This window comes from Streptomyces sp. NBC_00846, assembly GCF_045207325.1.
Taxonomy (GTDB): domain Bacteria; phylum Actinomycetota; class Actinomycetes; order Streptomycetales; family Streptomycetaceae; genus Streptomyces.
The window spans coordinates 2,077,954-2,098,491 of the sequence record NZ_CP108846.1 but is presented as its reverse complement, the minus strand read 5'-3'; the positions used below and the strand labels follow the sequence as shown (position 1 = coordinate 2,098,491).

21 protein-coding genes are annotated in these 20,538 nt (G+C 71.1%); 7 read left to right on the top strand and 14 right to left on the bottom strand.

What is annotated here, in order from left to right; all coding sequences use genetic code 11:
- Positions 1-132: 132 nt before the first annotated feature.
- On the bottom strand, positions 133-699 hold the full coding sequence (locus OG936_RS09735; protein WP_405681710.1) for a hypothetical protein: 567 nt from the start codon (positions 697-699) through the stop codon (positions 133-135).
- 78 nt (positions 700-777) lie between these two features.
- Here OG936_RS09735 and OG936_RS09730 point away from each other — a divergent pair, with 78 nt between their 5' ends.
- Positions 778-1,572 carry a hypothetical protein gene (locus OG936_RS09730; RefSeq protein WP_406493941.1) on the top strand — a complete coding sequence of 265 codons (795 nt, stop codon included), beginning with the start codon at positions 778-780 and terminating at the stop codon, positions 1,570-1,572.
- 109 nt (positions 1,573-1,681) lie between these two features.
- Here the strand turns inward: OG936_RS09730 and OG936_RS09725 are convergent, their stop codons facing one another.
- Positions 1,682-2,125, bottom strand: a complete 444-nt coding sequence (locus OG936_RS09725) for a MarR family winged helix-turn-helix transcriptional regulator (protein ID WP_383756471.1) — start codon at positions 2,123-2,125, stop codon at positions 1,682-1,684.
- A gap of 96 nt (positions 2,126-2,221) precedes the next feature.
- On the opposite strand from OG936_RS09725, the gene OG936_RS09720 reads away from it, so the two are divergent.
- The 3 genes from OG936_RS09720 to OG936_RS09710 all read left to right on the top strand — a co-directional run bounded on the left by OG936_RS09720 (position 2,222) and on the right by OG936_RS09710 (position 4,668).
- Entirely contained in the window at positions 2,222-3,241 is a 1,020-nt protein-coding gene (locus OG936_RS09720; RefSeq protein WP_406493939.1) for an NADP-dependent oxidoreductase, read from the top strand.
- 90 nt (positions 3,242-3,331) lie between these two features.
- The gene (locus OG936_RS09715; protein WP_406493937.1) at positions 3,332-3,760 is read left to right on the top strand and encodes an organic hydroperoxide resistance protein; all 429 of its coding nucleotides are present in this window, start codon (positions 3,332-3,334) and stop codon (positions 3,758-3,760) included.
- Between the two features lie 110 nt (positions 3,761-3,870).
- Positions 3,871-4,668, top strand: coding sequence for an EI24 domain-containing protein (locus OG936_RS09710; protein WP_406493935.1), 798 nt, complete (start codon positions 3,871-3,873; stop codon positions 4,666-4,668).
- A 74-nt stretch (positions 4,669-4,742) separates the two neighbouring features.
- Here the strand turns inward: OG936_RS09710 and OG936_RS09705 are convergent, their stop codons facing one another.
- Entirely contained in the window at positions 4,743-6,701 is a 1,959-nt protein-coding gene (locus OG936_RS09705; protein ID WP_406493934.1) for a flavin monoamine oxidase family protein, read from the bottom strand.
- A 118-nt stretch (positions 6,702-6,819) separates the two neighbouring features.
- Positions 6,820-7,416 carry a TetR/AcrR family transcriptional regulator gene (locus tag OG936_RS09700; RefSeq protein ID WP_406493933.1) on the bottom strand — a complete coding sequence of 199 codons (597 nt, stop codon included), beginning with the start codon at positions 7,414-7,416 and terminating at the stop codon, positions 6,820-6,822.
- A gap of 151 nt (positions 7,417-7,567) precedes the next feature.
- Here OG936_RS09700 and OG936_RS09695 point away from each other — a divergent pair, with 151 nt between their 5' ends.
- Complete coding sequence (locus OG936_RS09695) at positions 7,568-10,054, top strand: beta-glucosidase (protein ID WP_406493931.1); 2,487 nt, start codon at positions 7,568-7,570, stop codon at positions 10,052-10,054.
- A gap of 82 nt (positions 10,055-10,136) precedes the next feature.
- On the opposite strand, the gene OG936_RS09690 is transcribed toward OG936_RS09695, so the two are convergent.
- The gene (locus tag OG936_RS09690) at positions 10,137-11,135 is read right to left on the bottom strand and encodes an aldose epimerase family protein (RefSeq protein ID WP_406493929.1); all 999 of its coding nucleotides are present in this window, start codon (positions 11,133-11,135) and stop codon (positions 10,137-10,139) included.
- Between the two features lie 11 nt (positions 11,136-11,146).
- The gene (locus OG936_RS09685) at positions 11,147-12,049 is read right to left on the bottom strand and encodes an SGNH/GDSL hydrolase family protein (RefSeq protein ID WP_406493928.1); all 903 of its coding nucleotides are present in this window, start codon (positions 12,047-12,049) and stop codon (positions 11,147-11,149) included.
- 351 nt (positions 12,050-12,400) lie between these two features.
- Between OG936_RS09685 and OG936_RS09680 the strand changes: the two genes are divergently transcribed.
- On the top strand, positions 12,401-12,895 hold the full coding sequence (locus tag OG936_RS09680; protein ID WP_383761081.1) for a DUF3145 domain-containing protein: 495 nt from the start codon (positions 12,401-12,403) through the stop codon (positions 12,893-12,895).
- 164 nt (positions 12,896-13,059) lie between these two features.
- On the opposite strand, the gene fabF is transcribed toward OG936_RS09680, so the two are convergent.
- The 5 genes from fabF to OG936_RS09655 form a co-directional block, all read right to left on the bottom strand.
- Positions 13,060-14,322 carry a beta-ketoacyl-ACP synthase II gene (gene fabF, locus OG936_RS09675; RefSeq protein ID WP_406493927.1) on the bottom strand — a complete coding sequence of 421 codons (1,263 nt, stop codon included), beginning with the start codon at positions 14,320-14,322 and terminating at the stop codon, positions 13,060-13,062.
- Between the two features lie 77 nt (positions 14,323-14,399).
- A complete protein-coding gene (locus tag OG936_RS09670; RefSeq protein WP_028439857.1) occupies positions 14,400-14,648 on the bottom strand; it encodes an acyl carrier protein in 249 nt (82 codons plus the stop codon).
- Positions 14,649-14,711: 63 nt separating this feature from the next.
- Positions 14,712-15,713 (bottom strand): ketoacyl-ACP synthase III, encoded by a 1,002-nt coding sequence (locus OG936_RS09665; RefSeq protein WP_406493925.1) that lies wholly within the window; start codon positions 15,711-15,713, stop codon positions 14,712-14,714.
- Between the two features lie 16 nt (positions 15,714-15,729).
- Positions 15,730-16,644: an ACP S-malonyltransferase gene (locus OG936_RS09660; RefSeq protein ID WP_406493923.1), complete on the bottom strand. Its 915-nt coding sequence runs from the start codon at positions 16,642-16,644 to the stop codon at positions 15,730-15,732.
- 89 nt (positions 16,645-16,733) lie between these two features.
- Positions 16,734-17,933, bottom strand: a complete 1,200-nt coding sequence (locus OG936_RS09655; RefSeq protein WP_406493921.1) for a PucR family transcriptional regulator — start codon at positions 17,931-17,933, stop codon at positions 16,734-16,736.
- 126 nt (positions 17,934-18,059) lie between these two features.
- Between OG936_RS09655 and OG936_RS09650 the strand changes: the two genes are divergently transcribed.
- A complete protein-coding gene (locus tag OG936_RS09650; RefSeq protein WP_406493919.1) occupies positions 18,060-18,725 on the top strand; it encodes a pirin family protein in 666 nt (221 codons plus the stop codon).
- Positions 18,726-18,767: 42 nt separating this feature from the next.
- Here OG936_RS09650 and OG936_RS09645 read toward each other — a convergent pair whose 3' ends face one another.
- From OG936_RS09645 to OG936_RS09635, 3 genes are all read right to left on the bottom strand, one after another.
- The gene (locus OG936_RS09645) at positions 18,768-19,358 is read right to left on the bottom strand and encodes a GNAT family N-acetyltransferase (protein ID WP_406493917.1); all 591 of its coding nucleotides are present in this window, start codon (positions 19,356-19,358) and stop codon (positions 18,768-18,770) included.
- Between the two features lie 93 nt (positions 19,359-19,451).
- Positions 19,452-19,718 carry a DUF397 domain-containing protein gene (locus OG936_RS09640; RefSeq protein ID WP_406493915.1) on the bottom strand — a complete coding sequence of 89 codons (267 nt, stop codon included), beginning with the start codon at positions 19,716-19,718 and terminating at the stop codon, positions 19,452-19,454.
- The gene (locus tag OG936_RS09635; RefSeq protein ID WP_406493914.1) at positions 19,702-20,526 is read right to left on the bottom strand and encodes a helix-turn-helix transcriptional regulator; all 825 of its coding nucleotides are present in this window, start codon (positions 20,524-20,526) and stop codon (positions 19,702-19,704) included. Before OG936_RS09635 ends, OG936_RS09640 begins: the two co-directional genes overlap by 17 nt.
- Positions 20,527-20,538 lie beyond the last annotated feature (12 nt).

Genomic DNA, 20,538 nt, shown 5'->3' with positions numbered 1-20,538 from the left:
AGAGCACTGAGGGGATTCCGGCGGCAGCCGGCTCTCTTCGCATCGTGCGCCGTTCGGAGTCGTCGCGCCCGTCGGGATGAGCCGTAGGGGGTGCGGGGCTGACGGAGTGACAGAGCACGCGGTACGCAGAGGTCAGCCGGGCAGCAGTCGCTGGAACAGCCCCCAGGTGAATTCGGCGACATACGATTCACCCGTGTCGGGCGCGTCGATCGCGAGCGCCCACCGGGTCGGCGCGCTGCCCTCCATCGGACGGGCCGGAGCGAAGGCCCGGGCGACCTCGTCCACCGTGCCCGACCAGGGGCGCAGATCCTGGACCGTACGCAGTTCGGGGCCCGGCGCTCCCGGCGCCCGCACCAGCCATTCGTTCCATACGGCCCCGCCCGGCGCGACCATCACCTCGAACCGCAGATCCGGCCAGAGCGGCACCGGCCACAGCAGCGCGTCGCACTCCAGATCGCCGATCGTGCGGTGCACGGACGACTCGGGCTCGCCGAGCACCGAACGGTAGCGCCGCAGGGCGCCCCGCCCCCGTGGCGCCCGCACCATGGCCTGCCAACGCCTGTTGGCCTCCCGCATCTCGGCGAGCGAGGCACTCAGCTCCTGCCGGGCCTCGTCGACGAGGGCGGGCTGATGGTCGGCCATCCGGCGCAGCAGGACGAGCTGGAACTCACGAGGGCCGAAAGGCGTGGGCGCGGTCATGGTTTCAACGATTCCACACAGGATCCTCACATGGACGGCTATCCATGTTGTCCTACCGGCATCTAATCTGCGGGCGCCATGGATTACTGCCACCCGTGTCAACGGCATCTCAACGGCGCCCTGGCCTGCGCCGGATGCGGAACCCCCGCGGAGGCGCCGAGCCACTACGCCACGCCCGCGTTTGCCGGCCACGAGCCGGATGCGGAGCGCGAACCGTCCGCACCGCCCCGGCCCGGGGGACGCCGCGGTGGGCGCGATGCCGCCCGCCCCACGCGCGGCACCTCCGGTTCCCGCAGGCCGGACCGGAGGGCCGGGGCGCAGCGGCGTGGCAAGCGCGCACACCGCCGTCGGGGCCGGACGGCCCTGCTCGTCGCAATCGGCGTGGTGCTCGCGGCGGGGATGCTGAGCCTGGCCGAGCTGGCCATCGAGCCGAACGGCGACGACCGCGCCTCGGACTACGTACGCGAAGCGGTCCCGGATACGACCGAGCCGGCCCCGGCCCGCTCGGCGAGCGGCGCGGCCGAACGGCCGGGCCCGGTGGACGGCCCGTCCGTGCTCCCGGCCACCGATGCGCATCCCGCCGGTGCCACGGGTGCGGGCGGGGCGATGGGCAGCGCCCGCCCCGAGGGTTCCGGCGCGGACAGCCCCCGCCCCGAGGATTCCGCCGCCGCGCCGGTACCGGAATCCGCCGCGCCCTCCGCCTCCATGGACCTGGCGCCCGGCCCCGACGCCACCGAGGGGGCGCCCGGCGATCCGTCGGAACCGGCCCGGCCCGGTGGCGGACCGACGCGGCCGGCACCCCCGGCGTCGCCCACCCCGACGCCGACGCCGACCCGCTCCGAGACGTGCTGGTTCCTCTGGTTCTGCTCCTGAGCGTTCTGCTCCTGCCCAGGGTGGCTCCTCACCCAGGTCTGCCCCTGACCTGGTTCTGCTCCTGAGCGTTCTGCCCCGAGCCCGCCCGGCCCCCGGCCACGCCCGGCCCTCAGTCGCGGCGCGGGCCCGACTCTCCCAGCATGCGCCGCAGCAGGTCCCGCAGCGTCGCCCGGTCCTCGTCCGACAACTCGGCCAGCGGCTCCCGGGCGAACGTGAGCGAATCGCGCAGCTCCTGCGCCGTCCGCGCGCCCTTCTCCGTCGGGGCGGCCAGCTTCACCCGCCGGTCGGCCGGATCCGGCCTGCGCTCCACCAGGCCGCGGGTCTCCAGCCGGTCGACGATGCCGGTGACATTCGACGGCTCGCACTTCAGCTTCTGGGCGATCCTGCGCATGGGTATCGGCTCCAGGGCGAGCAGCCCGAGAACGCGCGCCTGGGCGCCGGTGAGGGAGTGGGCCGCCGCGGCCTCGTCGTACTCCTCGTAGTAACGCGCCACGACGGTGCCGATGAGCTCGACGACTTCGAGGGTCAGAGGGTCTGTACGGGTGGTGGCCATGACATCCACGATAACCGGTTACTTGACAATATGAAATATCCAGGAGCATGGTTGTTTCACATCATGAAGTATTTTCATTGAGGAGACCCGGAGCCCATGTCTGCAGCACTTCCCGCGTCCAGCCGTGAATGGCACCTCGTGGCCCGCCCGCACGGCTGGCCGAAGGCCGAGGATTTCGCACTGCGTGAGGCCCCGGTCACCGCTCCGGGCGAGGGGCGCGTCCTCGTCCGTAACCTGCACTTCTCGGTCGATCCGTACATGAGGGGAAGGATGAACGACGTGAAGTCGTACACCCCGCCCTTCAAGCTCGATCACCCCATGGACGGCGGAGCGGTCGGCGAGGTCGTCGCGTCGAACGCGGCGGGTATCGCGGTCGGTGACCACGTCCTGCACGGCCTCGGCTGGCGCGAGTACGCCGAGGTCCCGGCCGAGCGCGTGGTGAAGGTCGACCCGTCGCTCGCCCCGCTCTCCGCCTATCTCGGCGTGCTCGGCATGACCGGTCTCACCGCCTACGCGGGCCTCTTCGAGGTCGCCTCCTTCAAGGCGGGCGACGCCGTCTTCGTCTCCGGCGCGGCCGGTGCGGTCGGCAGCCAGGTCGGCCAGATGGCGAAGCTCAAGGGCGCCTCGCGGGTCATCGGCTCGGCCGGATCCGACGAGAAGGTCAAGCTCCTCGTCGAGGAGTACGGCTTCGACGCGGCCTTCAACTACAAGAACGGCCCGGTCGCCGAGCAGCTGCGCGAGGCCGCCCCCGACGGCATCGACGTCTACTTCGACAACGTCGGCGGCGAACACCTCGAAGCCGCGATCTCCTCGCTCAACGTGCACGGCCGCGTCACCCTGTGCGGAATGATCGCCCAGTACAACGCGACCGAGCCGACCCCCGGCCCGCGCAACCTCGCCCTCGTCATCGGCAAGCGGCTGCGCATCCAGGGCATGCTCGTCGGAGATCACGCCGCGCTCCAGCCGCAGTTCGTCCAGGAGGTGGCCGGCTGGCTGGCCTCGGGCGAGCTGAAGTACCGCGAGACCTTCGTCGACGGCATCGAGAACGGCTTCGACGCGTTCCTCGGTCTGCTGCGCGGCGAGAACACCGGGAAGATGATCGTCTCCCTCGCCTGAAAGCCGCTCAGGGCGCCCATCGGTCTCATCCCCAGGCCGTCGCGATCGTGGGCACGAGTCGCGGCGCACAGCAGAAGGAATTTTCTCAGCATGGCTATTCAGGACATCACCGTTGCCTACACCGCCGTCGCCACCGCCGAGAACGGCCGTGACGGCCGCGTCTCGTCCGACGACGGCAACCTGGACGTCGTCGTCAACCCGCCCAAGGCCATGGGCGGAAGCGGCGCGGGCACCAACCCGGAGCAGCTCTTCGCGGCCGGCTACAGCGCCTGCTTCCAGGGCGCCCTCGGCGTCGTGGCCCGTCAGGAGAAGGCCGACATCTCCGGCTCCACGGTGACCGCCGCGGTCTCCATCGGCAAGACCGCCGAGGGTGGCTTCGGGCTGGAGGTCGCGATCACGGCCTCCATCCCGAACGTTGACACCGCCACCGCGCAGTCGCTCATCGAGAAGGCCCACCAGGTGTGCCCGTACTCGAACGCCACGCGCGGCAACATCAAGGTCGAGCTGTCGGTCGCCTGACCGCTCGCAACCGGCCGAGGGCCGCATCCCCGCGAGGGGGTGCGGCCCTCGGCCGTGCACCGGGCCACCGCGACGGGAGGGACCACATCCCCCACCAGTACCCTGACGCAATGCGTGATCTAGGGGTGGGCTTCGGTTACTTGGTCAAGGGGCAGCGATGGGTCGGCCGGCACGGACGCTGGTTCGGCTTCGGGCTGCTGCCCGGACTCATCACCCTCGTCCTGTACGCGGCAGCGCTGGTCGGCCTCGGCTACGGCGCCGACACTCTGGTGACCTGGGCGACCCCCTTCGCCGACGACTGGTCGTCGCCCTGGGCCGGTCTGCTCCGCACCACCCTGACCGTGCTGGTCTTCGGGCTCGGGCTCTTCCTCGCCGTGATCACGTTCACCGCCGTGACGCTGCTGGTCGGCCAGCCCTTCTACGAGTCGCTCTCCGAGCAGGTCGACCGTACGGAGGGCGGCGAGGTTCCCGAGTCCGGGCTGCCGCTCTGGCGGGAGCTGTGGATATCCGCCCGTGACAGCGTTCGCATCCTGGTGCGGGTGGGGCTGTACTCGGTGCTGCTCTTCGGCTTCGGGTTCATTCCGGTCGTCGGTCAGACCGTCGTCCCCGTGATCGGCTTCTGCGTCACCGGCTACTTCCTCGCCGAGGAACTCACGGCCGTCGCGCTCCAGCGCCGCAGCATGGTCCTGAAGGACCGGCTCGCCCTGCTGCGCGGGCGCCGCCTGCTGACCCTCGGTTTCGGCGTGCCGCTGGGGCTCGCCTTCCTCGTTCCGTTCGTCGCCGTGTTCCTGATGCCGGGCGCCGTCGCCGGGGCCACCCTGCTGGCCCGCGACCTGGTGGCGCCCGAGGAGGACGACGACGAGGACGACGACGCGGGCCCCGCCCCGTACACCCTCCAGAAGGGCTGAGACGCGCATCGCTGCTCGTCCGACAGGGCGTCACCCCGGGCCCGGCCCGCTGAGCGACGCCCGCCGGACACCGGTCAGCTGGTGTGCACCTCCAGCGCGGACCTGACGGCCGACTCCAGGGCCCCCTCGATCCAGGCCGGCTTGATCGAGGTGTGGCAGCCGGCGAAGTGCAGCGGCCCCTCCACCGAGCGCACATCGGCGAACAACTCGGTGTGCTGCCCCGGCAGCAGCACCGACGCCTCGCCGTACGCGTACGGGTCGCGCATCCACGACTGGGTGGCGCCGACGCCCGTGTAGAAGACCTCGACGCGCTGCCCGTACACGTCCTGCACCCCGCCCAGGGCGTGCGGATAGCGCTCGTCGTCGTCCAGCGAGTCCCACTTCAGCGCGTCGTCGGCCCAGCTGTACGAGGCGAGGACCACACCGCCCGCGCTGCCCTCGACCGGGTGGGACGGCTGGAACATGTAGCGGTTGGGGTTGTCGGTGACCGATCCGCCGCCGATGACGTGCGCCGCCTCGGGCTGGTTGCGCGCGGTGGCCCGGTACGCCGCGTAATGCACCCGCTGGTTGGGCGGCAGGTGACCGGGCGGTACGGAGGGGTGGGCGCCGAGCAGCGAACCGTCGGCCGGGGCCCTGCCCAGCCGGTAGGCGTCGTACAGGCCGGGCTTGATGCGGTCCAGCTCGGTCTTCCAGTCCTTCTCCTCGAACTCCCACCAGCGTCGGCTGAATTCGAGCAGCACCTTGGTCGCCGCGTCGTAGTGGATCTCGGTGATCGCACGCCGCTTGCCGTACGAGAGCAGGGGTGCGACGGGGATGTGGCGCAGCCCGGAGAACGGCACGGTGATGATCGCCCGGTCGCCGGTGAACGTCTCGCGCACCAGCGGCTTGCCGTCGCGGCCCTCGGAGATCGTCTCGACCCGGACGCTGTTCGCGCCGTAACTGATCCTGGTGGCCCGGCGGTCCAGCCGCACGAGGTCCCGGACCCGCTTGTACATCGCGTCGGCCAGGGTGGCCGTGCCGTCCGGCAGTTCGAAGAACGCGGTGTCCGGGCTGATCAGGGAGGCCCCGATGAAGCTGTGCACAAAGGCGAGATGGAGCCGCGAGGTGAGGTTCTCGACCGTGCCGATGAGGTCGATGGTGCGCTCGTCGAGCTTGGCCGCCTCGGTCAGGAAGCGGAACATCGACCAGTGCCCGTACCGCTGGATGACCCGCGCCCAGCCCTCGACGAGCTCCCGGCCCTCCTTGCCCTCGAACTCCTGCCGCACGGGCTTGAAGGCATCCCGCACGATCGTCGCGGCGGTCTTGTTCTCGAACTCGGCGGGGACACCGAACGAGCGGTTGATCGCCTGCGGCTTCGCCGCGTAGTCGGCCTTGCGCATCCGGACGCCGTTGACATGGATCCAGGTGTGGTTGACCGGCCGGCCCTCGGTGTCGACGTCGACCAGGTAGAAGGGGCGGCGCTTCAGATCGAAGCTGTCGATGAGCCCGGTGACGAGCGGGTGGCTGTCGGGGATCCGCATGGCGCCGGCCTCGGCGTACTGCTTCGAGTCGGCGAACGGCGCCTTCGCGTGCTCGTGGCCGCCCGTGCGGAAGGTCTTGATCCGGCCGCCGACGCGGTTGCCGTTGGCCTCGATCACGGTGACGTCGTGCCCGGCGCCGCGGAGCAGATGGGCGGCGGTGAGCCCGGCCGGGCCCGCGCCGACGACCAGCACCTTCTTGGGGGCCTTGCGGCTGCGCGGCAGGCCCTTGGACAGCAGGATGTCGCGGTACGCGGGGACCAGCGGCTGGTCCTGTTCGTCGCGTACGAGGATGGCGCGGGCGATGGTCAGGCAGGCGTTCCAGTCCGAGCCGGGGGCGGCCGTGGGGGCGAGCGCGGTGCCGGACGCGGCGGCGGCGCCGACGGCGTGGGGCGCGGCGGCGCTCGCGGAGCCGACGGCGGTCGTGGCGAGGGCGGCGGCACCTGCGGCGGCGCCCGTGATCATGGTGCGCCGGGAGGGCAGGCCGGAGGAGGTTCCGGTGGGCTTGGAAGTCATGCGGCCCACCTTGGGGCGCCCGGGAGGTGCCCTTCGCCCGGACGCGCGTAGATCGCCCGGAAATCACCCGCAGGTGGGGACCGTCGATCTTGTGGGAGTGACGTCGCAGCAGGTCATGTCATGATCGGGGGTTCTCCGGAGCTTCCGGTTCCGCCGACCGCAACAGCGCCAGGAAATCCTGGAACGCCGCGGGCATGTCCACCGAATCCGGGTCGAGGAGCCACTGGTACTGGAGCCCGTCCATGATCGCCACCAGCAGGGGCGCCGCGCGCTCCGGAGTCAGACCGCCCGGCAGCCGCTCGCCGTACTCCGCGCGCAGCGTCGCCGCCATGCTCGCGCGGACCTGGGTGTAGCGGTGGGTGAAGAACTCCCGTGCGGGATGGCCCTCCGTCACGCTCTCGCCGAGCAGTGCCGAGAACGTCTGGACGATGCCGGGCCGCATCGCGTTGTACTCGACGAGTGAGCCCAGCAGATCGGTCCGCCAGGTGCCCCCGCTCCGGGGGCCGCCGCCGGTGTCCCACTGGTCACGGTCCTCCAGTACGGCGACGAGCAGCGCCTCCTTGGTCGGGAAGTAGTGCAGGAGCCCCTGCTGACTGAGGCCGACCCGCTCGGCGACGGCGCTCAGCGAGGCGCCGCGATAGCCGCGCTCGGCGATCACTTCGAGTGCGGCGCGCAGAATCTCCGCCCGCCGCTCCGTGCTTCTGGCCCGCACCATCGCCCCGGCCCCTTTCGGTGCTTCATCGGTCCCGCACCGAGGACCGTACGCCATCGAAAGTCACGAGATGGTAACGAAACCTACTGTTCTACTGGTAAGGGGGTCAGTATGGAGACGATTCCGTGCAGGACACCGACGAGGAGGTACGGCCGTGGCAGGCGCGTCCACACCCACCAACCCCGATGCGGCCCGCGAGGCCGCGGTCGACGCGGCGCTGGCCGCACTCGGCCTCGACGACAAGGCGCGGCTGCTGGCCGGCCAGGACATGTGGTCGCTGCCCGCACTTCCCGCCGTCGGGCTGGGCTCCCTGGTGATGTCCGACGGGCCGATCGGCGTCCGCGGGGTCGCCTGGAGCGCCGACGACCCCTCCGTCGCCCTGCCCTCGCCCACTGCGCTCGCCGCGACGTGGGACCCGGTCCTGGCCCGCCGGGCCGGCCGGCTGCTGGCCCAGGAGGCCCGCCGCAAGGGGGTGCACGTCCTCCTCGCCCCGACCGTGAACCTCCACCGGTCCCCGCTCGGCGGGCGCCACTTCGAGGCGTACAGCGAGGACCCGTACCTCACCGGCGAGATCGGCACCGGCTATGTCCGGGGCGTGCAGGACGGCGGTGTCGGCACGACCGTCAAGCACTTCGTCGCCAACGACGCCGAGACCGACCGCTTCACCGTCGACAACCTCGTCGCCCCGCGCACCCTGCGCGAGATCTACCTCGCCCCGTTCGAACGGATCGTCAAGAACGCCCACCCGTGGGGCATCATGGCCGCCTACAACCGGGTCAACGGATCGACCATGACCGAGCACCGCTATCTGCAGAACGCGGTGCTGCGCGGCGAATGGGGCTTCGACGGGTACGTCGTCTCCGACTGGCTGGCCGCCCGCTCCACCGTCGCCGCCGTGGAGGGCGGCCTCGACGTCGCCATGCCGGGCCCCGGAACGGTGTACGGGAAGGCGCTCGCGGACGCCGTGCGCGCCGGTGACGTCGAGGAGTCCGTCGTCGACGGCGCCGTACGCAACGTGCTGCGGCTGGCCGCGCGCGTCGGCATCCTGGACGGCGCCCCGCCCGTCGTGGACGGGGCCGCGTACCCGGAGACGATCGACGGCGACGCACTGGCCCGCGAGGTCGCCCGCCGCTCCTTCGTCCTCGTACGCAACGAACGCGCCGTGCTCCCCGTCGACCCGGCGGCCGTGCGCAAGGTCGCGCTCAGCGGGGCGCTCGCCCGGGACGCCCGGGTCCTCGGCGGCGGCTCCGCCCAGGTCTTCCCGCACCACATCGTCTCGCCCCTGGACGGCCTCACCGCCGCCCTCCCCGAGGGCGCCGTCGACTACCGCGTCGGAGCCGATCCGAACGACGACCTCACCCCCGCCGAGCAGGGCTTCGAGCTCAGGGCGCTCTGCTACGACGCCTCCGGCACCGTCATCGGCTCGGTCCCGCTGCACAACGGCACCCTCCAGTGGATCGCCGACGACCTCCCCGAGGGCGTGACCCGCGAGGCGCTGCACAGCGTCGAGATCACCGGCACCTTCGTCCCGCGCGACAGCGGCGAGCACATCTTCGGCACCCGCGGCACCGGAGCGCTCACCCTCACCGTCGCGGGCGAGACCCTGTACGACGACGTCCACCGGGTCACCGGCTCCACCGACCCCGGCGAGGCGTTCTTCGGCAACCCCCTGGAGCGCGGCCGGATCGCCCTCACCGCGGGCGAACCCGTCGAGGTCTCGCTGCGGCAGATCCCCGACACCCTGGGCGACGACGCGGCGATCCCCGGCGTCTCGTTCTCCTTCTGCCACCTCGGCCCTCGCCGCGACCCCGGGGAGCTGATCGCCGAGGCCGTCGAGTCGGCCCGCGGCGCGGACACCGCGGTCGTGGTCGTCGGCACCACCGAACGCGTCGAGTCCGAGGGCTTCGACCGCGCCGACCTGAAGCTCCCCGGCCACCAGGACGACCTCGTCAGGGCGGTTGCGGCCGTCAACCCGAACACGGTCGTGATCGTCAACTCCGGCTCCCCGGTGGAGCTGCCGTGGCGCGACGAGGTCGCCGCGGTCCTGCTCAGCTGGTTCCCCGGCCAGGAGGCCGGCCACGCCCTGGCCGACGTCCTGCTCGGCGCCGAGGAACCGGGCGGCCGCCTCCCCACCACCTGGCCGGTCGCGCTCGCCGACGTCCCGGTCTCGAACACCACCCCCACCGACGGCGAACTCTCCTACGACGAGGGCGTCTTCGTCGGCTACCGCGCCTGGGAGAAGGCGGGCACCGTGCCCGCGTACCCCTTCGGCCACGGACTCGGCTACACCACCTGGGAGTACGAGACCCTGACGGCCGGCCCGGACAGCGCCACTGTCCGCGTCCGCAACACCGGCACCCGCCCCGGCGCCGAGACCGTCCAGCTCTACCTCGCGCCCCGGGACGACAGCGCCGAACGCCCCGCCCGCTGGCTGGCCGGCTTCGCACGGGTCGAGGCGGCGCCCGGCGAGAGTGCCGAGGTGGTGATCCCGCTGGAGCGGCGCGCGTACGAGATCTGGGACGAGAGCGCGTACGACTGGACCCTCGTCCCCGGCACCTACGAGGTGCAGGCGGCCCGCTCGCTCGGCGACGTACGCCTGACGACGGCCGTGGACATCAAGGCCGTGGACACCGCCGGGTAAGCGGTCCCTTCCGGCGCGGGAGAGCCCCGGAGCGGTGCCGGCACCGCGCTCCGGGGCTCTCCCCTGCCGTGGCGACGGCGCGTCAGCGCACCGAGAATCCGTACACCGTCGACGAGATGTACTCCTCGCCCGGCCGCAGCACCGTGCTCGGGAAATCCGGTCGGTTCGGGGAGTCCGGGAAGTGCTGCGTCTCCAGCGCGATCCCGCCGCCCGGCCCGAACGGCCGCCCGTCGAAGTGGTCCGCCGTGTACAGCTGCATCCCCGGCTCCGTCGTACTGACGGTCAGGACGCGCCCCGACCCCGCGTCGTACAGCTCGGCCACCGGACCCGCCACCGCCTCGTCCAGCACGAAGTTGTGGTCGTAGTCCGGGCCGACCGGCCGCGGCTCACGGAAGTCGAACCTGGTCCCGTCCACCGGCAGGAACTCGCCCGTCGGCAGCGACTCGGCGTCCGCCGGGGTCATCCGCCCGGCCGCGATCCGCAGCACCTGCCCGAGGGCGCTGCCGCCGTCGGCGCCCGTGAGGTTCCAGTACGTGTGATTGGTGAGGTTGACCACCGTCGGGGCGTCCGTCGTCGCCCGGTACGCGATCCGCAGCGCCCCGCCTTCGTCCAGCGTGTACGTCGCCGACACCGTCAGATGCCCCGGGAAGCCCTCCTCGCCGTCCTCGGAGACCAGGGACAGCCGGACACCGTCCGCCACCTCCCGCGCCTCCCACACGCGCTTGTCGAAGCCCCGGGCTCCGCCGTGCACATGGTTGCGCCCCTCGTTCCGCGTCACCCGGTGCGTGCGGCCGTCCAGCTCGAAACAGGCCCCGCCGATCCGGTTCGCGTACCGCCCGACGAGCGCGCCGAAGTACGGGCCGGTGAACGTCTCGTACCCGGCGAGGTCCGGCAGCCCGAGCGCGACACCCGCCCGCGCTCCGTCCCGGCCGGGCACCTCGACCGACTGCACGATGCCGCCGTACGTCAGGACGCGCACCCGCGTATCGCCCCGCTCCAGCGTCCAGCGGTGCACGACGGCGCCGTCCGCGAGGGTGCCGAACTCTTCCGCACGTATCACCGCGCTCGAACCTGTGTCCATGATCACAAAGCCTACGCCGGGGGCCTGGCCGAAGTGACATTGCGGTACGCGATCTCCGCCAGCCTCGCCTGTCCGTTGCGCCCCGGATGGAACCAGTCCCACTGGCTGAGCTGCTTGCCCGTGAACGCGTAGTCGAAGACCGCCCCGCCGTCGTAGCGGCAGCGCCGGTCCTTCGTGCAGACGTCCCGCAGCGCCTCGTTGTACGCCACGACCCGCTCCTGAACCGAGGCGCGCCGGGCCGCGGCGGGCGCCCCCATGTCGTCCGCGTCCCCCAGCATCGACTGACAGATCCCCAGCTTCCAGATCTGCTTGCCCAGCGGGTTGCCGCGCCCCGTCGACCAGAGCCGCTTGAGATCCGGCACGCTTGACACGTACACCTGCGCCTTCGGTGCCCCGGCGCGCAACTGACGCATCGAAGCCTCGAACGACGCCCGGAAATCAGCCGTCGGCGTCATCAGCCGCACCGAGTCCCGGCAGGCGTCATTGGCGCCGATCATCACCGTCACCAGATCCGGTTTCTCCTTCGCGGCCAGCGCCATCTGCTGTGGCAACTGCGCGATCCTGGCCCCCGTCTCGGCGTGGTTCCAACTGCGCGCGGCGGCCCCCGACTCACCGAGCAGCCGCACGGCGAGGCTGCGCACCTCCCGGTCCGTGCCGGTCGCCCAGGACGCCTCCGGACAGTCCGCCAGCACCGAACACGCGTCGAACCCGCGGGTGATGGAGTCACCGACGGCGGCCACCGACCCAGGACTGCGGTCCCAGACCGGTCCGGGCCTCGCGGACGGCTCCCGCGGCTCGGCCGCCGCCCCCTTCGCTGTTCTGTTCCCATTGGCGTCGCAACCGGTCAGAGCGGCGGCGCCGAGCAACGAGACCGCCGCCAGGACAGCGGCCGCGGTACGCGAACGATTCTGCATCCCTTGGTCCCCTCGGTTATGCCCCCGGCAACCTCCCCGCGGCACCGGGCGGCGGGCCCGGGTGCCCCACAGGGTGAAAGCTGTGCGAATGATGTGCCCAGGACCGACCGTACGTCACACTTCGGCCGCCGCCGCGCGGTAGCTTTTCCTCGTCGAACCAGCGGCGCCCTGCCTCGCCCGGCTCCACTCGGGTGGCTTTCCGTAAATCACATCACGTCACATACTGTCCCTTTTCAGGAGATTCGCCCCGATGCTGTTTACTGACGAGAACCTCGGGGGCCGGCTGAGAAGAGACGGTACGGGCGCGAGGCCGCTGGGGAAGGCGAACTTCGTCCCACACTGGAGGTCCCGGTGACGACACGTGGAGTTCTGTACGTTCACTCCGCACCGCGCGCGCTCTGCCCCCATGTCGAATGGGCGGTGGCGGGTGTCCTCGGTGTGCGGGTCCAGCTCGACTGGATCAGACAGCCGGCCGCGCCCGGCACCTGGCGTTCCGAGTTCTCCTGGCAGGCCCGCCCCGGCACGGCGTCGAAGCTGGCCTCCGCGCTGCGCGGCTGGGATCTGCTGCGCTTCGAGGTGACGGCGGAGCCGAGCCCCACGTCGGAGGGCGAGCGTTACAGCTCCACGCCCCGGCTGGGCATCTTCCACGCCGTCACCGGCATGCACGGCGACATCCTGGTGCCCGAGGACCGGCTGCGTGCGGCGCTGGCACGGTCGGTGCGGGGCGAGACCGACCTGGAGGCCGAGATCGCCAAGCTGCTCGGCAAGCCGTGGGACGACGAACTGGAACCCTTCCGTCACGCGGGCGAGGGCGCGCCGGTGCGGTGGCTGCACCAGGTGGTGTGAGGGCGCGAAATCCAGCCCCTCCGGCGGCTGAGAAATCCAGCCCCTCCGGCGATTGAGGAGCGGGGGTCCGGGGGCAGAGCCCCTGAAACGCCCCGCGCAACGGACGAGGCCCGCCTTCCCGAGTGGGGAGGCGGGCCTCGTCGTACCGGTCCGTGGACCGCAGGTCAGACGCTGCGGAACGCGAGGACCACGTTGTGCCCGCCGAACCCGAACGAGTTGTTGATCGCGGCGATCGGACCCTCCGGCAGCGGCCGCGGCTCTTCGCGCACGATGTCCGCCTCGACCGCCTCGTCGAGGTTGTCGATGTTGATGGTCGGCGGCGCCATCCGGTGGTGCAGCGCCAGGACTGTCGCGACGGTCTCGATGCCGCCCGCGCCACCCAGCAGGTGACCGGTCATCGACTTCGTCGCGGAGATCGCGACGTGGTCGAGGTCGTCGCCCAGCACCTTGCGCAGCGCCTTCAGCTCCGCGACGTCGCCCTGCGGCGTCGACGTGGCATGCGCGTTGAGGTGGACGACCTCGGACGGCTTGAGGTCCGTCTGGTCCAGCAGGTTCTGCATCGCGGCGGCGATGCCCCGGCCGGTCGGCTCGGGCTGCGCGATGTGGTGGGCGTCCGCGGACAGCCCCTGACCCAGCACCTCGCAGTAGACCTTGGCGCCGCGCGCGGCGGCATGCTCGGCGGACTCCAGGACGACGACTCCGGAGCCCTCGCCGAGTACGAAGCCGTCACGGCCGGTGTCGTACGGCCGGGAGGCCTTCTCCGGCTCGTCGTTGCTCTTCGACATCGCCATCATGTTGGCGAACGCCGCGATCGGCAGCGGGTGGATCGCCGCCTCGGTGCCACCGGCGAGGACCACATCGGCACGGCCGGTGCGGATCATCTCGACGGCGTACCCGATCGCCTCGGCGCCCGAGGCGCAGGCGGAGACCGGAGTGTGCACACCGGCCTGGGCGTTGACCTCCAGGCCGACGTTGGCGGCCGGGCCGTTGGGCATGAGCATGGGCACGGTGTGCGGGGAGACGCGGCGTACGCCCTTCTCCTTGAGTACGTCGTACTGGTCGAGCAGGGTGATCACGCCGCCGATACCGGAGGCGATGACCGAGCCGAGCCGCTCGGGCCGGATCGTCTCGTCCTCACCGGCCTTGCCGGTGAAACCGGCGTCCGCCCACGCCTCACGGGCCGCGATCAGCGCGAACTGCGCCGAGCGGTCCAGCTTGCGGGCGAGTGGGCGGGGCAGAACGTCGCCCGGGTCGACGGCCGCGAGCGCGGCGATCCGGACGGGCAGTTCGGCGAAACGTTCGCCCTCGAGAGGCTTGACGCCGGACCGGCCGGCCATCAGACCTTCCCAGGTCGACGCCGAGTCGCCACCCAGCGGAGTGGTTGCGCCGATACCGGTGACGACCACGGTGCGATTGGTCGAGTTCACTGGAAAATCTTCTCCACGTGTAGAGGGTCGTGAATCAGCGGCGCCACCGCCGGGTGGCGACACAGGAGCCGGGCTGATCAGCCCTGGTGCTTGAGGATGTACTCGGCGGCGTCGCCGACCGTCTTGAGGTTCTTGACGTCCTCGTCGGGGATCTTGACGTCGAAGCGCTCCTCGGCGGCGACGACGACCTCGACCATGGACAGCGAGTCGACGTCCAGGTCGTCGGTGAAGGACTTGTCCAGCTGGACGTCCTCGACCGGGATACCGGCGATCTCGTTGACGATCTCGGCGAGACCGGTGACGATCTCTTCCTGAGTGGCGGCCATGTTGGCGCTCCTTCGGTGTTTATCTGCAGGGTTCGGGCGTCCGGGCCAAATGGCCTGGTGTGCCTAGGGGAGGGTAACGACCGTCGCGGCGTAGGCGAGACCCGCCCCGAAGCCGATGACGAGCGCGGTGTCGCCGCTCTTCGCCTGACCGGTCGCCAGAAGCCGCTCCATAGCGAGCGGAATCGAGGCGGCGGAGGTGTTGCCGGTGGTCTCCACGTCACGGGCGACCGTGACGTTCTCCGGCAGCTTCAGGGTCTTCACCATCGAGTCGATGATCCGCATGTTGGCCTGGTGCGGAATGAAGACATCCAGGTCTTCCGGGGCGATCCCGGCCGCGTCCAGCGCCTGCTGGGCGACCTTCGCCATCTCGAAGACGGCCCAGCGGAAGACTGCCTGGCCCTCCTGCGTGATGGCCGGGAACTTCTCCGGGCGCTCGGTGTGGAACTCGTCCCACGCCACGGTCTGCTTGATGGTCTCGGACTTGTCGCCCTCGGAGCCCCAGACCGTCGGCCCTATCGCCGGCACCTTCGACGGGCCGACGATGACCGCACCGGCGCCGTCACCGAACAGGAAGGCAGTCGCCCGGTCGGTGAGGTCGGTGAGGTCGCTGAGCCGCTCCACGCCGATGACGAGGACGTACTCCGCGGAACCCTCGACGATCAAGCCCTTGGCGAGGGTGAGCCCGTAGCCGAAGCCCGCGCAGCCGGCCGAGATGTCGAAGGCGGCGGGCTTGCCCGCACCGATCTTGTGGGCGATCTCGGTCGCGATGGCCGGGGTCTGCTTGAAGTGCGAGACGGTGGAGACGATCACGGCGCCGATCTGCTCGGGCGTGATCCCGGCGTCGGCGAGGGCCTTTCCGGACGCCTCGATGGACATCGTGGCCACGGTCTCCTCGTCGGAGGCCCAGTGGCGGGTGGCGATGCCGGAGCGCGAGCGGATCCACTCGTCGGACGAGTCGATCGTTTCGAGGATCACCTCGTTCGGCACGACACGGGTCGGCCGGTAGCCGCCGACACCCATGATCCGTGCGTACGGGGCGCCCTGGCTTGGCTTGATCTTCGACATGCTCTCGGGCTCCTTATCAGGCGCCCGCGTGCTCGATGAGGAGCGCGCGGGCCGCGTCGAGGTCGTCGGGGGTCTTCAGCGCGAGAGTCTGGACACCGGGCAGCGCGCGTTTGGCGAGACCCGTGAGGGTCCCACCGGGGCACACCTCGATGAGCGCCGTGACACCCATCTTCTTGAAGGTCTCCATGCACAGGTCCCAGCGGACCGGGTTGGCCACCTGGCCGATCAGCCGGGAGATGACCTCGTCACCGAGGGCGACGGGCTGCCCGTCGGCGTTGGAGACATATGTCACGGCCGGGTCGGCGATCTTCAGCTCCACCGCGGCGTCGCGCAGCTGGTCGACGGCGGGCGCCATGTGGTGGGTGTGGAAGGCACCGGCGACCTTGAGGGGCACCACCCGGCGTACGCCCTCGGGCATGTCCTCGGTCAGCGCGGTGATCTGCGCGACGGTGCCCGCGGCGACGATCTGGCCGCCCCCGTTGACGTTCGCCGGGGTCAGCCCGAGCTTCTCCAGGTGCGCGACCGTCACCTCCGGGTCGCCGCCGAGCAGCGCCGCCATACCGGTCTCGGTGACGGCGGCGGCGTCGGCCATGGCGAGCCCACGGGTGCGTACGAGTCGCAGCGCAGCCTCGTCGCCGATGACGTCGGCGAGGGCCGCTGCGGTGATCTCCCCCACGCTGTGACCCGCGACGATGTCGGGCGACGCGTCGAGCGCGGCCGCGGACAGCAGACTTGCGGCAACCAGCAGCGGCTGCGCCACCGCGGTGTCACGGATTGCCTCCGCGTCGGCCTCGGTGCCGTAGTGCGTGAGGTCCAGCCCGATGGCATCGGACCAGGCCGCGACGCGGTCGGTGGCACCGGGAAGGTCGAGCCAGGGGGTCAGGAAGCCAGGCGTCTGAGCGCCTTGGCCGGGAGCGACGAGTACGAGCACCCTCACACTCTCTCTTGTGAACGGTCCGGAACACCCGTGGGGACAGGGACGAAGAACCGTATGGGGAATTGTTGATGTCCGACAAAAGTCTAGGACTGGAGATCTCTGGCGGCCAAGCGCCCCAGAATCAGGGCGATTCGCAGAGTGAACGCCGAGCGGACATCGGAAGGTGACCAGCCGGTGACGTCAGTCACACGTCGGAGCCGGTAGCGCACGGTGTTGGGGTGGACGAAGAGCATCCTCGCCGCGCCCTCCAGGCTGCTCGCCTGCTCCAGATACACACTCAGCGTCTCCAGGAGGGCAGAACCCGCTTCTTCCAGCGGTCTGTAGATCTCCTCCACCAACTGGTCCCGTGCGGCGGGGTCGCCCGCCATCGCGCGCTCCGGCAGCAGATCGTCGGCCAGCACCGGCCGCGGGGCGTCCTGCCAGGCGCTGCACGCCTTGAGCCCGGCGGCCGCCGCCTGCGCGGACCGGGTGGCCGCCAGCAGGTCGGGCACCACGGGCCCGGCGACGACGGGACCTGCCGCGTACGGGCCGATCAGCGCCTTCGCGACCTGAAGCGGGTTGTCGCTGCCGCCCGCGATGACGACGAGGCGGTTGCCGAGCACCCCGGTCAGGACCTGGAGCTTCGCGTGCCGGGCGGCCCGTCGGATCGCCTCCACGGTCAGCTCGCTGTCGCCGTCCGGGGCCGTGCCGAGCACCACGCAGACGTGCTCGGGGGAGTTCCAGCCGAGAGCCGCGGCGCGTGACACGGCGCCCTCGTCGGCCTCGCCGGACAGCACCGCGTTCACCACGAGCGATTCCAGCCGGGCGTCCCAGGCACCTCGGGCCTCTGCGGCCTGCGCGTACACCTGGGCGGTGGCGAAGGCGATCTCCCGGGCGTAGACGAGCAGCGCCTCCCGCAGTACGGACTCATCGCCGGGCGCGGCGACCTCCTCGATCGCGGCCTCCATGACCTCGATCGTCGTACGAACCATCTCGACGGTCTGCCGCAGGGTGATCGCCCGGGTCAGCTCGCGCGGAGCCGTGCCGAACACATCGGTGGAGATGGCCTGGGGGGTCTCGGGATGCCGGAACCACTCGGTGAACGCCGCGATTCCGGCCTGGGCCACCAGGCCGATCCAGGACCGGTTCTCCGGCGGCATCGCCCGATACCACGGGAGTGTCTCGTCCATGCGGGCGATCGCGTTGGCGGCCAGTCGGCCGGAGGACTGTTCCAGCCGTTTCAGGGTCGCGGCATGCAGGTGGGCGGCGTTCGCAGCGGGCTGCTCAGGATCGGGTCGGGGCACGGACACAAGACTGCCTTATCGGGCCACGTGAACGGAGGGCCGGGGCGGCCGCGGGTCGCACCGCCGGGTACGACGAGCGGCCGCAGGGAGGGTCGCGGGTGCGCCGCGCCGGGCTACCGTGGGCGGGTGATTTCCGTACACCGCGCCGAAGACCGCTTCCAGGGCGGGGACCGGGCCGCCGGCATCCTGTCCCGGCACGCCTTCTCCTTCGGCGGCTTCTACGACCCGGACAATCTGCGTTTCGGCGCGATCCTGGCGTGCAACGAGGAGCGGCTGGCGCCCGGCGCGGGCTTCGACGAACACCCCCACAGTCATACGGAGATCGTCACCTGGGTGGTCGAGGGCGAACTGACCCACCGCGATTCGACCGGACACGCCACGGTCGTACGCGCCGGGGACCTCCAGCACCTCGGCGCCGCGTCGGGCGTCCGCCACGTCGAACGCAACGACGGGGACGGCCCGCTGACTTTCCTTCAGATGTGGCTGGCACCGCTCGAACCGGGCGGCGAGCCCTCTTACGCGATCGTTCCCGGCATCGCCGACTCCACCCCGTACGCCCTACCGGCGGCCGGTGCGATGCTGCACGTACGCAGACTGGCCGCGGGGGAACGCACGGCGGTGCCGGACGCGGCGCGGGTGTACGTCCATGTGGCGGCCGGGGGCGTACGGCTCGGGGACGAGGAGCTGGAGGCGGGCGACTCGGTGCGGATCACCGGGGAGGAGGGCCTGGAGCTGGTCGCGGCAGAGACGGCCGGGTCGGCCGAGGTGCTGATCTGGGAGCTGTCGGCCTGAACCACCGGCCCGGTTGCCGGCCTCGGCTACCGGTCGGTGTCCCTAGCGGCCGGTGTCCCGGCGCCACATCGACCACATCGGCGGCCCCGCCCGAAACGTCATCTCCTCGTGCACCGCGAAGCCGTGTCGCCGGTAGAACGTCAGATTGCGGCGGTTGCTCGACTCCAGGAACACCGGCCGCCCGTCCGCGTCCGCCTGCTCCAGCAGCCCGCCGAGCACCTGCGATCCGCGCCCCGTGCCGCGCGCGTCCGCGTGAGTGCCGATGTACTCGACGTACCAGTGCGCGGGGTCGGCCGGGTGGCGGTGCTCAAGGGCCAGCAATCGCATTCCGGTACGCGGGAGTTGGGCCCGTCCCGCCCGCAGCAGCGTGCCCGCGTTGCGCAGCAGATAGCTCACCGGCAGCTTCCACTTCCCGGGCTCCGCCCACACCGCCGCCACCGTACGGTCCGGATCGGTCCACACCCGGCCCGCCGGGACCTGCTGCGCCAGATGCGCGGTGAACAGCAGCCGCAGCCGCCGGTCCCGGTCGTGCGGCATCAGCCAGGACCAGACGGGGTCCTCGGCATAGGCGCTGGCGAGTACGGAAGCGAGCGCCGGGACGTCGGAGGCGGCAGCGCGGACTATGTCGGCCATGGCCGGAGAGAGTAGCGGTTCCCCGGGGCGGAGGGTACGGCGTCGGGGGCGCCTGTCCCGAGCCCCCTCCGTCGCACAGGGCTTCCGGTGACGTCAGCGGAGCCCGTCCACGAAGCTCTGCCAGGCGTCGGCCCCGACGACCAGGACGGGGCCATCCGGGTTCTTGCTGTCGCGCACGGGCACGGCGCAGGGGAGGCCGTCGGCCACCTCTACGCAGTCGCCGCCATTGGTGCCGCTGTAACTGGACTTGCGCCAGGCCGCGCCGCCGGTGACGGTGCACTCGACGCATTCGCCGCCGTTGGTGCCGCTGTACGACGACTTCCGCCACTGTGCTCCGGTCAGGTCATGCATGGTCTCCATAGCGTTCCTCCATCACACGAGCGATCAGTGTCGCCGAGTCCTCGGGGGAGAGGGCTGTGGCTTGCAAGCGAGCGTAGCCGACCGAACGTTCCTTGATCACCTGGGAATTGGCGGTCATGTGACCCTGGTCGTAGCTCTCCACGTAGAACAGGTCGGGGTCGTCCTCGAACCTGAGCAGGGTGAACGAGCCCATCATTCCCGTGTGCTGGCCGACGGAGAACGGAAGCACCTGGATCTGTACCCAGGGATCGTCGCGGAAGCCCAACAGGCGTGCCAGTTGGGCGCGCATGACGTCACGTCCGCCGACCTCCTGGAGCAACGCGGCTTCGCTCAGGGTGATCCACAAGGCGGGCGGATTCTCGCCCTTCAGGATCCGCTGGCGCTCCAGGCGGGCCGCCACCATCTCATCGACCTTGTTGGGGTGATCGACACCGAGTAGTGCCCGCGCGTACTCCTCCGTCTGCAACAGCCCGTACACCAACTGTGCCTGATACGTGGAGATGTACGCCGCACGGGCCTCCATGTCCGCGTACGGCTGGAACCAGGTCGGCAGTTGGCTGCGCAGGACCAGGCCGACGAGGCGCGAGAACACGCCGTCCGTGCCGAGTGCCGCGTCCACCCGCTCGGAGAAGTCGCGGGTGGGGATCTTCTTCGTCGTCTCGATCTGACCGATCAGCGAGCCCGTGCAGAAGATGATGTCGCCGAGCTGCCCTTGTTTGAGGTTGTGGGCCTCTCTCTGGCGGCGCAGTTCCCAGCCGTAGTAGTCCAACGGGGAAGCGCTGGGATCGAGAGTCTGGATGTTGGCCACGGCGGGGGGCAC